This is a genomic window from Micromonospora parva (genome assembly GCF_040649675.1).
In the GTDB taxonomy this organism is placed as follows: domain Bacteria; phylum Actinomycetota; class Actinomycetes; order Mycobacteriales; family Micromonosporaceae; genus Micromonospora; species Micromonospora parva.
Window position 1 is genome coordinate 408,854 of sequence record NZ_JBEZFX010000006.1, and the last position, 13,232, is coordinate 422,085.

General features: G+C 69.7%; 12 protein-coding genes. 9 read left to right on the plus strand and 3 right to left on the minus strand.

The window, feature by feature from the left end; translation table 11 throughout:
- The first annotated feature begins 37 nt into the window (after nt 1-37).
- The 6 genes from AB0C03_RS17965 to AB0C03_RS17990 all read left to right on the plus strand — a co-directional run bounded on the left by AB0C03_RS17965 (nt 38) and on the right by AB0C03_RS17990 (nt 5,746).
- The gene (locus AB0C03_RS17965; RefSeq protein WP_357637869.1) at nt 38-1,273 is read left to right on the plus strand and encodes a low temperature requirement protein A; all 1,236 of its coding nucleotides are present in this window, start codon (nt 38-40) and stop codon (nt 1,271-1,273) included.
- A gap of 89 nt (nt 1,274-1,362) precedes the next feature.
- Nucleotides 1,363-1,932 (plus strand): TetR/AcrR family transcriptional regulator, encoded by a 570-nt coding sequence (locus tag AB0C03_RS17970; RefSeq protein WP_357637872.1) that lies wholly within the window; start codon nt 1,363-1,365, stop codon nt 1,930-1,932.
- An 83-nt stretch (nt 1,933-2,015) separates the two neighbouring features.
- Nucleotides 2,016-3,191: a GDSL-type esterase/lipase family protein gene (locus AB0C03_RS17975; RefSeq protein ID WP_357637875.1), complete on the plus strand. Its 1,176-nt coding sequence runs from the start codon at nt 2,016-2,018 to the stop codon at nt 3,189-3,191.
- 188 nt (nt 3,192-3,379) lie between these two features.
- Nucleotides 3,380-3,679: a hypothetical protein gene (locus AB0C03_RS17980; RefSeq protein ID WP_030328301.1), complete on the plus strand. Its 300-nt coding sequence runs from the start codon at nt 3,380-3,382 to the stop codon at nt 3,677-3,679.
- A 68-nt stretch (nt 3,680-3,747) separates the two neighbouring features.
- A complete protein-coding gene (locus AB0C03_RS17985) occupies nt 3,748-4,305 on the plus strand; it encodes a hypothetical protein (RefSeq protein WP_030328299.1) in 558 nt (185 codons plus the stop codon).
- A 1-nt stretch (nt 4,306) separates the two neighbouring features.
- A complete protein-coding gene (locus AB0C03_RS17990) occupies nt 4,307-5,746 on the plus strand; it encodes a dihydrolipoyl dehydrogenase family protein (RefSeq protein WP_210859320.1) in 1,440 nt (479 codons plus the stop codon).
- A gap of 64 nt (nt 5,747-5,810) precedes the next feature.
- Here the strand turns inward: AB0C03_RS17990 and AB0C03_RS17995 are convergent, their stop codons facing one another.
- On the minus strand, nt 5,811-6,410 hold the full coding sequence (locus AB0C03_RS17995) for a TetR/AcrR family transcriptional regulator (protein ID WP_030328295.1): 600 nt from the start codon (nt 6,408-6,410) through the stop codon (nt 5,811-5,813).
- 218 nt (nt 6,411-6,628) lie between these two features.
- Between AB0C03_RS17995 and AB0C03_RS18000 the strand changes: the two genes are divergently transcribed.
- Nucleotides 6,629-7,378, plus strand: a complete 750-nt coding sequence (locus AB0C03_RS18000; RefSeq protein WP_245233507.1) for an alpha/beta fold hydrolase — start codon at nt 6,629-6,631, stop codon at nt 7,376-7,378.
- 85 nt (nt 7,379-7,463) lie between these two features.
- Here AB0C03_RS18000 and AB0C03_RS18005 read toward each other — a convergent pair whose 3' ends face one another.
- The gene (locus AB0C03_RS18005; RefSeq protein ID WP_210866572.1) at nt 7,464-8,681 is read right to left on the minus strand and encodes a PQQ-dependent sugar dehydrogenase; all 1,218 of its coding nucleotides are present in this window, start codon (nt 8,679-8,681) and stop codon (nt 7,464-7,466) included.
- A 450-nt stretch (nt 8,682-9,131) separates the two neighbouring features.
- On the opposite strand from AB0C03_RS18005, the gene AB0C03_RS18010 reads away from it, so the two are divergent.
- Both AB0C03_RS18010 and AB0C03_RS18015 read left to right on the plus strand, forming a co-directional pair.
- Nucleotides 9,132-9,710 carry a hypothetical protein gene (locus AB0C03_RS18010; protein WP_210866571.1) on the plus strand — a complete coding sequence of 193 codons (579 nt, stop codon included), beginning with the start codon at nt 9,132-9,134 and terminating at the stop codon, nt 9,708-9,710.
- Nucleotides 9,711-10,103: 393 nt separating this feature from the next.
- Entirely contained in the window at nt 10,104-10,784 is a 681-nt protein-coding gene (locus AB0C03_RS18015; RefSeq protein ID WP_210862966.1) for a lytic polysaccharide monooxygenase auxiliary activity family 9 protein, read from the plus strand.
- Nucleotides 10,785-10,939: 155 nt separating this feature from the next.
- Here the strand turns inward: AB0C03_RS18015 and AB0C03_RS18020 are convergent, their stop codons facing one another.
- Nucleotides 10,940-13,111 carry a HelD family protein gene (locus AB0C03_RS18020; RefSeq protein ID WP_357637882.1) on the minus strand — a complete coding sequence of 724 codons (2,172 nt, stop codon included), beginning with the start codon at nt 13,109-13,111 and terminating at the stop codon, nt 10,940-10,942.
- Nucleotides 13,112-13,232: the final 121 nt, after the last annotated feature.

Sequence of the window (13,232 nt, forward strand, 5' to 3'; positions counted from 1 at the left end):
CGTCGTTGGTGCGACCAGGGGCGGATGGAGGCGGTCGATGGCGGCGGGGCGGGGTGCCGGGCTGCTGCGTCCGCCGACGAGTTCGGGCCGTGCGACGTTCCTGGAACTGTTCTTCGATCTGGCGTTCGTGGTGGCCCTCACCCGGGTCTCGCAACGGTTCGCCGGACTCGGCGAGGACACCGGCTGGACGCTGGTGCTGGGGTTCGGGCGGACGCTCCTGCTCTTTCTGGCGCTCTGGCTGATCTGGTCGCACACCGCCTGGATCACCAGCCGTTACGAACCGGAGCAACCGGTCATTCAGGCCGTCGTGGTCGGCACCATGTTCGCCGGTCTGATCATGGCGGTGACGTTGCCGAGGGCGATGGAGGAGCGGGCGCTGCCGTTCGCTGCCGCGTACCTGATGGTGATGGTGGTGCGGCCGTTGGTGATCGCCGCCGCGCTGCGTGGCCATCCGCGACGGCTGGTGCCGTTCCGGCTTGCCGTGTGGGCCTCGGCGAGCGCGCCACTGTGGTTGGCCGGCGCGCTGGGTCCGGACGACCTCCGCCTGCCGCTGTGGGTTGCCGCTGTCGCTGTCGACTACGTCGCGTGGGCCCTGGGTTGGCCGCTGCCCTGGCTCGGGGCCTCGAAGGTGGCCCGGTGGCGGATCGCCGGGACGCACCTCGCTGACCGGTATCAGCAGATGTTCCTCATCGCACTCGGTGAGTCGATTCTGGTCATCGGCGTGGTTTTCAGTGGCACGGACTATGCGGCGGACCGGGCAACTGCCTTCGCTGTCGCGTTCGCGACCAGCGCGCTGCTCTGGCGAATCTATTTCCACTGCGCGGGTCTGCTCCTGACCGATGCGTTGGACCGGGTGGCCATGCCCGCTCGGCTGGGCACGGCGTTGGAACGGACGCACCTGTTGCTCGTGCTCAGCGTGCTCGTCACGGCGGTCGGCTACGAGTTGGTGATCGATGATCCGTTCGGGCGGCCGAGGCCCAATTGGCTGCCGTTCGTGGTCGGCGGTCCGATGCTCTTCCTCGTCTCCCGTGTCCGGTTGGAGTACGAGATCTTCGGGAGGGTGTCCCGGTCCCAGCCGATCGGACTGGTCGCTCTGCTGCTGTGCACGCCGGCGCTGGCCCACTGGGCGCCGATGGTCGGGCTGAGCGTGGTGGCCGGGGTGCTGGCCCTGGTCGCGCTTGTCGACGCGTGGTGGCGGCGGGGGCGACCGATGGAGGCTCCCGGGTCACCGACCGGAGGGGAGAAGCCCGACGTCGGCGATTCCGAGGCGTGACGCGGCAGCGGGCCCCGGTCAGGCACCGGCAGCTGTCCTAGTACTATTAGGCAGTAACCTGATAGTGCTAGGCAGCTGGGGGAGGGGCCATGGAGAAGCGAGGGCTCACGCCGGAGCGCCTGACCCGAGCGGGGGCGGAGCTGGCCGACGAGGTCGGCTTCGACGAGGTCACCGTCTCGGCGCTCGCCCGGCGGTGCGGCGTCAAGCTCCCCAGCCTGTACTCGCACCTGAAGAACTCAGATGACCTCAGGGTCCGCATCGCGCTGTTCGCGCTGGACGAACTCGCCGACCGGGTGGCCGATGCCGTCGCCGGTCGTGCCGGCCGGGATGCCCTGGCCGCGTTCGCCGAGGCCTACCGCGACTACGCCAGGGAGCACCCGGGCCGTTATGCCGCCGCTCGGCTCCGGCTCGATCCGGAGACGGCAGCCGCGAGCGCCGGCGTCCGGCACGCGCAGATGGCCCGGGCGATCCTGCGGGGCTACGGGTTGAACGAGCCGGACGCGACGCACGCGGTCCGCCTGCTGGGCAGCGTCTTCCACGGCTTCGTCAGCTTGGAACTGGCCGGCGGTTTCGCGCACAGCGCCCCCGACGAGCGGGAATCCTGGGACTGGATCGTGGATTCACTCGACGCGCTGCTGCGCAGCCGCAGCGGTTCCTGACGGGGTGAAGGGCCGCCCGTCCGCGCGTGGTTCGCGGCGCGGCGCGCCGATGAACACCGACATCCCTCGAAAGGCTTGAGGCAATGACCACCGATCATCGATGGACCACCCCGATCACTGCGGACCTGCTGCGCGGCGTCGTCGACCTGGAGACCACCACGCGCGGTCTGCTGCCGCATCGGCTGACCGTGCGGGCGCGCCGGCAGATCCCCGACGACCAGTTGGCCATGGCCGAGGCCCAGCCCTCCGGTGTGCGACTGGTCTTCCGGACCCGGGCCACCACCATCGAACTGGACACGCTGCCCACCAAACGGGTCTACCAGGGCTTCCCGCCGCCCGCGGACGGCGTCTACGACCTGCTGATCGACGGCCGTCTGGCCGCGCAGGCCTCGGTGTCCGGCGGCAACGTCCGGACCGTCACCGACATGTTCACCCAGACGTCGGTGCTCGCCGAAGGACCGGCCGGCACCGCTCGCTTCGCCGATCTGCCCGCAGGTGAGAAGGACGTCGAGATCTGGCTCCCGCACACGGAGATCACCGAGTTGATCGCGCTGCGCACCGACGCGCCCGTCGAGCAGAGCCCGCCCAGCCGACGCAGGACGTGGCTGCACCACGGCAGTTCCATCAGCCACGGCTCGAACGCCGGTCATCCCAGCGCCATCTGGCCGGCGCTGGCCGCCGCAGCGGGCGGCGTGGAGCTGGTCAACCTGGGGTTCGGGGGGAGCGCACTGCTCGACCCGTTCACCGCCCGCGCCATGCGGGACATTCCGGCGGACCTGATCAGCGTCAAGATCGGCATCAACATCGTCAACAGCGACGCGATGCGGCTGCGCGCCTTCACCCCCGCGGTCCACGGTTTCCTCGACACCATCCGGGAGGGGCACCCGAGCACGCCACTGCTGGTCGTGTCCGCCATCCTGTGCCCGGTCCAGGAAGACACGCCCGGCCCTCTCGCACCGGACCTCGACGGCGGGAGGCTGCGGTTCACGGCCACCGGAGATCCGGCCGAACGCAGCGCCGGGCGGCTGACCCTCACCATCATCCGGGACGAACTCGCCAAGATCGTTCAACAGCGGGCCGCCGACGACCCGAACCTGCACTACCTCGACGGACGTGACCTCTACGGCGAATCCGACTACGCCGAATTTCCCCTCCCTGACGAGGTCCACCCCGACGGTGCCGGACATCGCCGCATCGCGGAGAACTTCGCGCGGCTCGCGTTCGGCGACGGCGGGCCCTTCGCCACGAAGACCCGATAAACCCTTCGAGTACGCGGACAGCAGCCGGCCCAGGCCCGCGACGTGCCGGCCCGGACGCGGGTCGACTCTGGGTGAACAGAACGATCGGTCTTGACGATCGGGGCGCCGTTCGCTACCGTTCTCAGAGACAGAACGTTCGTTCCGCCTAGCGGCAGTTGACTGTGCGGCGGTGACCGAAGGAGAGCGCCATGCCCACCAAGATCACTCTGATCATCGGGAATCCCGCCAACCCGGACGAGTTCGAGAAGGTCTACGCCGACGTACGCCGGGCCGCGGAGACGTTCCCGAAGCTTCAGCGGGTCGAGTCGGCCAAGGTGTGGCCGAAGGAGGACGGCACGCCCACCCCCGCGTACCGGACGCTCGACCTCTACTTCGCCAGCTACGAGGACGCCTCCGCCGCGGTCGCGACGCCCGCCGCCGGCGCCGTCTTCGGTGGGCTCCAGGGCGCTCAGGTGGAGATCACGGGGCTGTTCTCGGACGTCGAGTAGCCCCGCCCCTCCAGGGGCCCCGCACCCCGCTGAACGTCAGTTCGCTCCGGAATCCTCGAGAGGATGACATGACCACCGTTGCCGTTCCCGGCATCTCGACGACGGCCGCCGCCCTGCGGCGGTTGTACTTCGGCCGCTTCGCCTTCGCCATCGTCTGGGCTGCCGTGACCTTCCCCCTCGCGAAGCACCTCAACCCCCTCACCGCCACGCTGCTCGTGCTCTACCCGCTGTTCGACGTGGCTGCCGCCATCGTCGACGTCCGCGCGTCGCGGGCCACCGGATCGCCCACCCTGCTGTACGTGAACGTCGCGATCAGCCTGCTCGCCGCGGTCGGCCTGGGCATCGCCGGTACGTCCGGCGTCCCGGCGGTCCTGCGGGTCTGGGGTGCCTGGGCGGTCGTGGCCGGGCTGGTGCAGCTGATCGTCGGCGTCACCCGCCGTAAGATGGGCGGCCAGTGGCCGATGATCATCAGCGGTGGTCTCTCCGTACTCGCCGGTGGATCGTTCATCGCGGCGGCCTCGGCGGACAACCCGGCCCTGACCAACGCGATCGGCTACGCCATCCCCGGCGCCATCTTCTTCCTCATCGCAGCCATCCGCCTCGGCCGCACCGCGAAGGGCAACTGACATGGAGAGCGCCACCTACGACGTCGTTGTCATCGGCGCGGGACCGGTGGGGGAGAACGTCGCCGACCGCGTCGTGCAGGGCGGCCTGACCGCCGCGATCGTCGAGCGGGAACTGGTGGGTGGCGAATGCTCCTACTGGGCCTGCATGCCGACCAAGGCGTTGCTGCGCAGCCAGACCGCGCTGCGGGCGGCCCGCCAGCTGCCGGGTGCGCGCGAGGCGGTGACCGGCGAACTGGACGCGGCGGCCGTGCTGCGCCGCCGGGACTCCATCGTGTCGCACTGGACGGACGACGGGCAGGTGTCCTGGCTCAACTCGGCGGGGATCACGCTGTATCGCGGCCAGGGACGGATCAGCTCCGACCGGACCGTCGAGGTGACCGGCGCGGACACCGCCCCGACCTTGCTCACCGCCCGACACGCTGTGGTCATCGCGACCGGCAGTAGCGCCCTGCTGCCGGACGTCTCCGGTCTGGGCGAGGCGGCACCGTGGACCAGCCGGGAGGCAGCCGCCGCGAGCCAGGTGCCCGGGCGGCTCGCCATCATCGGTGGTGGCGTGGTGGCCACGGAGATGGCGACCGCGTACGCGGGCCTCGGCTCGGCGGTGACGGTGCTCGCCCGGGACGGACTGCTCACGCGGGCGGAGCCGTTCGTCGGCGAGCAGGTCGCGCAGTCCCTGCGGGAAGCCGGCGTGTCGGTGCGTCTGGCTGCCGAGGCCGCGTCGGTGAGCCGCGACGGCGACGGCACCGTGCACATCACGCTCACCGACGGCGAACAGGTCGACGCCGACGAGGTCCTCGTCGCGATCGGCCGTACGCCGAACACCCAGGACGTCGGCCTCGACCGGATCGGCCTGAAGCCGGGTGCCTGGCTCACTGTCGACGACACCCTGCGGGTGCTCGACGACGCCGGGGCGTTGATCGGCGACGGGTGGCTGTACGCGGCCGGCGACGTCAACCGGCGGGTGCTGCTGACCCACCAGGGCAAGTACCAGGCTCGCGCGGTGGGTGACGTCATCGTGGCGCGGGCCACCGGCGAGGCGGTGGACGACCGCCCGTGGGGTCGGCACGTCGCCACGGCCGACGCGCGCGCCGTGCCGCAGGTCGTCTTCACCGACCCGGAGGTCGCGTCGGTGGGGCTGACCGCAGCCGCCGCCAAGGCGGCCGGGCTGCGGATCCGGGTCGTCGACTACGACCTGGCCGCCGTCGCCGGGTCCACGCTGCATGCCGAGGGCTACCAGGGGCACGCCCGCATGGTCGTGGACGAGGAGCGGCGGGTGATCGTCGGCTTCACCCTCGTCGGCCCGGACGTCGCGGAACTGCTGCATGCCGCGACGATCGCCATCGTCGGCGAGGTCCCACTGGACCGGCTGTGGCACGCCGTGCCCGCGTACCCGACCGTCAGCGAGGTCTGGCTGCGCCTGCTGGAGGCGTACGGCCGCTGAGCTGAGCCGTCGCGGTCGTGCGCGCCGTCACCGGCCGCGCACGACCGCGGCGGACTCTTGGCGGCTACCGTGCCGCCTGACGCTGCGCGTTGATCCTGAGGAGCCCTTGGATGCCACTCAGGAACGTCTCGGACACCATCGTCGGGTCGGAGAGGCATCCGGCCGCCATGGCGCCGTCGCGGAGCATGACGAAGTGACGCGCCGCAGGATCCGCCGTTTCTTTGTCGACCTGCGCCATGAGCATGGTGATGGTGTCCAGGAACCACTGCCGGTGGGCCATGAGTTCCTGGTGCACGGGATGGTTCGCGTCGGGATATTCCGCCGCGGCGTTCAGGAACGCGCACCCCCGGAACCCGGGGGACTGGATGTTCTGCGCGATGGAACCGGCGATGGCCAGCAGCGGATCGACCGGCGACCGGTTGGCGGCGAGAGCCTCGTCCACCATGCCGCGCTCCATCTGCTGCACCTCACGCAGATAGGCCAGAATGAGGTCGTCCTTGCTGGGAAAATGTCGATAGAAGGTGGCCCTGGTCACCTTCGCCTCGGCGATGATCCGGTCGACGCCGACGGAGTGGATGCCCTCCGTGTAGAAGATCCTGGTCGCCGTGCGGAGCAGCCTGAGTCGTGCCTCAGAGGGCCGGGCCTCGGGTTCTTCGCGCGTCATCCACCCATCTTAGCGAATAGAACGTTCGGTCGCGCCGCGTGACGTGTAGACCGCCGCCGCTCAATTCCTCGATCTCGGCGACAGTGGCCAGACAATGCTGGATTCTGAATGCGGCAATCCGCCGGATCCGGGATGCGCGGCTGATGCGCGCGGCCCGGTCGATTCGGCTCTTCGCGCCAGCCCTGGCGAACGGCGAGGCACCTCGAAAGGAATCCCAGATGAGCATTGCTCCTGACATGTCTGCCCAGGGTGCGGGGATGCCGACAGTGGTGCTGGTCCACGGGGCATTCGCCGGCTCGTCGAGTTGGAACGGGGTGATCGCCGACCTCAAGCGTCGGGGCTATCCGGTCATCGCCGTCGCCAACCCGCTGCGCGGTGTGCAGAAGGACGCCGCGTACGTTCGGGCTCTCCTGGACAGCTTGCCCGGTCCGGTCGTGATGGCCGCCCATTCCTACGGCGGGCTGGTCATGACCGAGGCCGCGGACGGTGCCGCCAACGTCAAGGCTCTGGTGTACGTCGCCAGCGTGAGCCCGGAGGTGGGCGAGAGTGTGATCGGGTTGCTCGGCAAGTACCCCGGAAGTCAGCTCGCAACGAGCATCGCGATGGTCGAGATCCCCGCCGACGGGGGCGGCACGACAATGGATCAGTACATCCTGCAGGACAAGTTCCCGGAGGTGTTCGCCGCCGACGTCGACCGCGGCACCGCCGAGATCATGGCGGCGACGCAGCGACCGGCCTCGGCGAGCGCCCAGGAGGAGAGCGTCACCAGGGCCGCCTGGAAGACCATCCCCTCGTGGACCATGGTCACCACCGAGGATCAGGGCATCCCGCCGGACCTGCAGCGTTTTCTCGCCGATCGGGCGGGGTCCACGACGGTGGAGATCGCCGCCTCCCACGCTGTGGCGGTCTCCCGACCCGGCGCGGTCGCCGACCTCATCGACAGCGCCGCCCGCGCCACCATGAGTTAGGGGTGGACGGCGTCGGTAGCCAGTTGCCGGATACCGACGCCGTCCGCGCCCGTGCCACTCAGGGACCGCCGACCACGCCCTGCCGTCAGCGGGCTGGCTGGACCCGCTCGAACCGCACCCGGCTCAGCCAGCCGGGAAGGTCACTGAGCACGTACAGTTCGCCGTTCACGTCGGTGCCGATCGCGGTGGGTTGGATGGGGAAGTTGCCGATCGTCGCGGACTCGTACCCGCCGGTGGGCTTGGGACGCACGGCGAACGCGAGGGTCGAGCAGTAGTCGCTCGCCACGTAGACACCCCGCGCCTCCGGGGTGGCGGACCCTCGGTACACCACGCCGCCGGTCACCGAACAGTTCTCCGTGAGGTAGTGCTCGTACTCGAAGACCGGGTCGGTGTACCGCGTGCCCGGCCGGCACTGCGTCTGGTCGAAGACCGGAGTGCCCTCTCGGCAGGACCAGCCGAGGTTCGCCCCACGCTGCCACGGCCGGATGTGGTTGATCTCCTCGACCAGGCCCTGGCCGACATCACCGATCCACAGCGAGTTGTCGACCGGGTCGATGGAGAACCGCCACGGGTTGCGTAGCCCGAAGACCCAGATCTCCGGCCGTGCACCTGGCGTGCGGACGAACGGGTTGTCGGAGGGCACGCAGTACGGCTTCCCGCCGCAGGCGCGGTTGACGTCGATCCGCACGATCTTGCCGAGCAGGGTGCCGAGGTTCTGACCGGACTTGAACGGGTCGTTCGCGTGACCGCCGTCGCCGAGGGACCAGTAGAGGTAGCCGTCGCGGTCGAACGCCACCTGTCCGCCGTTGTGGTTGCCGTATTCGGCGTGCTCCTGGGTGAGCAGCACCTGCACCCGGTCAGGGGCCCCGATGGGCACTCGCGCCAGGGTCAACGCCCCGGCCGGCAGGCTCGTGTAGGCCACGTAGAGGATTCCGGTCCGCGCGAAGTTCGGTGCCGGCGTGATGCCGAGCAGGCCGCGCTCGTTGTCCGAGGTGTCGATCCGGGAGGTCAGGTCGAGCACCGGCTCGGCCGCCAGGCCCGTGTCGGGGTGATAGGCGCGGACGGTGCCGTTCTTCTCCGCGATCAGCATCCGGCCGTCCGGCAGCCCGGTGATCGCGATTGGCCGTTGCAGACCGAAGGCCACCTGTTCGGAGACCACGGTCAGCTCGGCGAGGGGCACCGCGCGGGTGCGGGATGGGCCGGCCGCGCCGGCTACCGGCGCCGGTGGTAACAACAACGCACACAGGGCCAGAATGAGCAGCCCGGCCAGCATGGTGGCCGGGCGACGACGCCGTCGCGACATGTTTCAGCTCCTCAAGCAGGGTGGAGGTACGGGACGCAATCTGGGAGCGTTCCCACGATACATCGATTCGCACCAATCTCAAGCCCGTGCTCGCGCCGCCTCGGGCTGGGTGGCCGGACGAGTCCACGTTGAATACCGTCGATGTTGCACGAGCGGATCAGACGTGTTGGAATGGCTCATATCGCCGCAGCGCGGGGGCAACCGCGCTGGGAGCGGCCAGCACGGGAGCATCGCAGTGCCAGCAGGGCGTCGCTTTGGCGGGCGCTCGCATGGCGCATCGCCGGGCCATCTCCCTGTCGACGGGCACGTGCCGGGCAGGCACCCCTCGCCCGCCCGTGCCCATCTCCGGTCCCTGTCCCCGGCGGTTGACGTGCTCGACGTCTGACCTGCCAGGGGCGTCCGATGTGGTCTGCCAGCGCACCAGAAGCGGCGACGAGGTGAGAAGCAATCATGATTTCCCGAGAGAGTTTCGCGGGCTGGTACCGGAACCGCTTCGTGTGGGTGGCGGTGATCGTGCTGGCGGTGTCGATCGGCGCGGTCGTACTGGTCAACCGGGCCGAGTCGACGACGGAGCCGGTGGATCTGCAGGGGCAGATCACGGCCCGGATGCGTACCACGCTCGAACAGGCGGACCCAGGGCAGCACAACCACGCGGGGCACGGTGCCCAGCAGGCGGCCACCACGGAGAAGCCGCCGGTGATCTGCGGGGTCCGCGTCTACGGCTACGAGCCGTCCGACGTCACGGCGCTCGCCGACGTGCGCACGGTGTACGGCTTCCACCTCTGCGGCGTCGCCGAGCAGAAGCGGCCCTGGGACGTGGCGGTCAAGCTGGCCGGGCCCGTGATCATGGACATGTCCACCCAGCCTCCCGGGATCCAGGTGGTCGAGGCGACCGCCGACGTCATGTTCGTCGACCGGCTGCGGGAGATGTTCCCGGACAAGTACGAGGAGGTGGCGCTCAAGGAGGCGCTCACCGAATCGGAGATGGCCGAGCAGCGCCGCCGGTACGACGCCGCGGCCGGGCTGTGACCATGCCGGACGGTCGGGCGGGGTGGTCGTACCCGCGGGGCCGCCGGTTCCGAACCTGCGGCTGGATGTCTCCTTCGCGGGTCCTGCGGTAGCGGCGAGCCGAGGGGGCGCCGTCACGCGCGATCCGTTCGACGGTGCTGCGGATCTCGGTGTGCCGGACCGTCGTTGGCGCGTCGTCGGGTCAGCGGTCAGTGCCACAGTGCACGGCGGGTGGCGGTGATCCGGCCCTGGTGGGCGGCTTGTCCTTCAGCGTGCCCGACCGGTGGGCCCCGCCGGCTTGATCCACATTCGACCATTTATGGATCCGTATTGATATTTACGGTCACGGATGTAACAGTTGGTTTGGGAGCGTTCCCATTGTGATCTCTCGTACCGAAGAGCGGAGGATGAACAGTGCGTTCACACAAGCCCGATCAATCCGGTGGGCGATCTCGGTCACCCGTCCGTCAGTCCATCCGGGCGGTCGTCCTGCTGTTCGCCATGGTGGTCGGCACACTGCCCTGGACCGGCGCGGCCCAGGCCCACGGCACCATCATCAACCCGGCCAGCCGGGCCTATCAGTGCTGGAAGACCTGGGGCAACCAGCACATGAACCCAGCCATGCAGCAGCAGGACCCGATGTGCTGGCGGGCGTTCCAGGCCAACCCCGACACCATGTGGAACTGGATGAGCCAGCTGCGGGACGGCCTCGGCGGCCAGTACCAGGCCCGTACCCCGGACGGGCAACTGTGCAGCAACGGCCTCTCCCGGAACGACTCGGTGAACCAGCCCGGAGCGTGGAAGGCGACCAACGTCAGCTCCAACTTCACGGTCCAGCTGTACGACCAGGCCAGCCACGGTGCTGACTTCTTCCGGGTCTACATCACCAAGCAGGGGTTCAACCCGAGCACCCAGAAGGTCGGGTGGGGCAATCTCGACCTGATCGCGACGACCGGGCGCTACGCGCCAGCGCAGAACATCTCGTTCAACGTTTCGGCCTCCGGGCGCTCCGGAAGCCACGTGCTGTTCGTGATCTGGCAGGCGTCGCACCTGGACCAGGCCTACATGTGGTGCAGCGACATCAACATCACCTGATCGGCGAGATCGGCAACCGCAACACAATCCGGCCCAGGACGGTGACGTCCTGGGCCGGATTGTTCCTGGGCCAGAGTCCGGCGCCGACGATCGAACGTGCGGCGTGAAGACGTCGACCCGGCCGGTGTTCAGCCGCAGATCGGCGGCGCGGGCGACTACGGCGTGAGGACCAGTTGGCCGAGTTCCTGGGTGCACCGGGTGAGCGCGACGTACAGGCCGTTCCAGCCGCGCGGTTCAGCGGCGATGCCCTGCGGGTCGACCAGTAGCGTCGCGTCCCATTCCAATCCCTTGGACTGGGTTGCGGTGAGCACCGGCACATCGCTGACCACGGCGAGGAGTTCGGCGACGCGGTCCGCTGGGGCGATGACGCCGACAGTGCCGCCCTGCCACCGTTGCCGCAACCGCCGCACTGCCTCGACGACGGCACCGGAGAGCTCGGCAGGTGTGATCGTGAGTTCCCAGGGGGCGATGCCGGAGGAGCGGACCGCTCGGGGTGGCGTGCCGTGGCTGCCAGCCTTCGCCAGGACCGGTCCGGTGAGGTCCATGACCTCGCGCGGGGTCCGGTAGCAGATGGTGAGTTCGGCAGCGGTCCAGCGGTCTCCGAAGACGGCCCGCACCGCTTGTGCCCAACTGGTGTGCCGGTGCGCTGCCTCGGCCTGGTCGATGTCGCCCACGGCGGTGATGGAGCGGCTGGGGCACCGCCGCAGAACCATCTGCCACTGCATCTCGGACAGCTCCTGCGCCTCGTCGACGACGACGTGGCCGTACACCCAGCCACGCTGTCGCCGGGCGCGGTCGGCGACGAACTCGCCCTGCGGTTGCGGGGTGTCGACCTCGCCGAGCAGTTCAGCGAGGGCGTCGAGCAGAGGGATGTCGCTTGGTGCCCATCCGGCCGGCTCGGCCGAGACGGCGGCGATCTCCTCGGGGGACAGCTGTGGGGCGAACCGGGCCAGCAGGGCGGGATCGGTCAGCAGACCAGCCAGCAGGGTCTCGGCATCGAGGGTGGGCCACCATGCCTCGATGAACCGGGCGACAGCGGCGTTCTCGGCGATGCGGGACCGCAGATGCTCGACCTCCTCCTCGGAGAGCAGCCCGTCGACGTCGCTGCCGGTGGACGTCCGGGGGGCGTGGTGGTCATGCTCCATGCTCTTGTCGACGCGGGCGAGGATGTCCTCGAAGCCCTCCTCCATCTCGTCCATCAGCGCCTCGCGCTGCTCGGCGACGACATCGGCGAGGAGGTGATGCACCTGCTCGGCGAACGCCGCGCGGGCGCGGTGGTACGGGCGTCCCTGTGTCGCCGAGGCGAGCGCCTGTGCCACCGTCGCGGCCGCGATGACGTAGAACTCGCCATCCCAGCGCAACGTCAGCTCGCGGGGCCGGGGGAGTAGTGACGCGACGTAGCTTTCGAGCGTGGCCTGCCAGAGCGCGCGGCCCTTGATCTCGGCGAGAAGCCGGCTCTCGTCGCGACCCACCTGGACGTCGGCCAGCAGGGTGTCGCAGGTCGCCGAGACGACGGCGGTCTCACCGAGCGCGGGCAGCACCTGGGCGATGTACTGGAGGAACCGCGGCGAGGGGCCCAGGACCAGGACCGCCTGTTCGGCCATCTTCCGGTACGTGAACAGCAGGTACGCGACGCGGTGCAGGGCAACCACCGTCTTGCCCGTGCCGGGGCCACCCTGAACGATCAGCGGGCCGGTCGCCTCAGCCCGGATGATGTCGTCCTGTTCCCGTTGCAGTGTGGAGATCGCCGTCGACATACGGCCCGTGCGCCGCTGGTCGAGAGCAGCCAGGAGGGCGCCTTCGCCGACGAGTTCGCCGGTCATGCTCCCGTCCAGCGGCTCGTCGTCCACGCCGACGACTGTTGATCCCGTGGTGCGGATGTGCCGGCGCCGTGCCTGACCCTGTGGGTCGCCGGCCGTCGCGGTGTAGAACGGCCGAGCCGCCGGGGCGCGCCAGTCCACCAGCAGTGGCTCACCGCCCTCGCCCTCGTCGCGGAGACCGATCCGGCCGACGTGCCGCACCGTGCCGTCAAGGCTGTCGAGGCGACCGAAGACCAGCCCGTCCTCTGCTCGCCGTAGCTCGTCGTACTGCCGGCGGAGCATGCGCTGCCGGGCCTGCTCCATCGGGTCCACTGCCGCTGTAGAAAGCTCGACCCGCAGGTGTTCGGCCAGCCTGTCCCGCCGGGCCGTGGCCACATCCAGAAACGCCTGTTCCTCGGCGACCGCGGATCGCAGCGCGGCACCCTCCGCGGTGGCGGTCAGGTGGCCGTCCGACGTTTCGGCACTGACGCCGGCGGTGCTGTTGCTCGGAGCAGAACTGTGGCGCATTCGCGAATCCCCGTATCGGTTCCCCCTCGGCCCGGACGGGCCGCCGTGCATTCGGCGGCAAGCATAGAGTCGGTTGCCATCACCGCCCAGGAAGTCCGCCCGCAGAGACGGTAATCTCAAT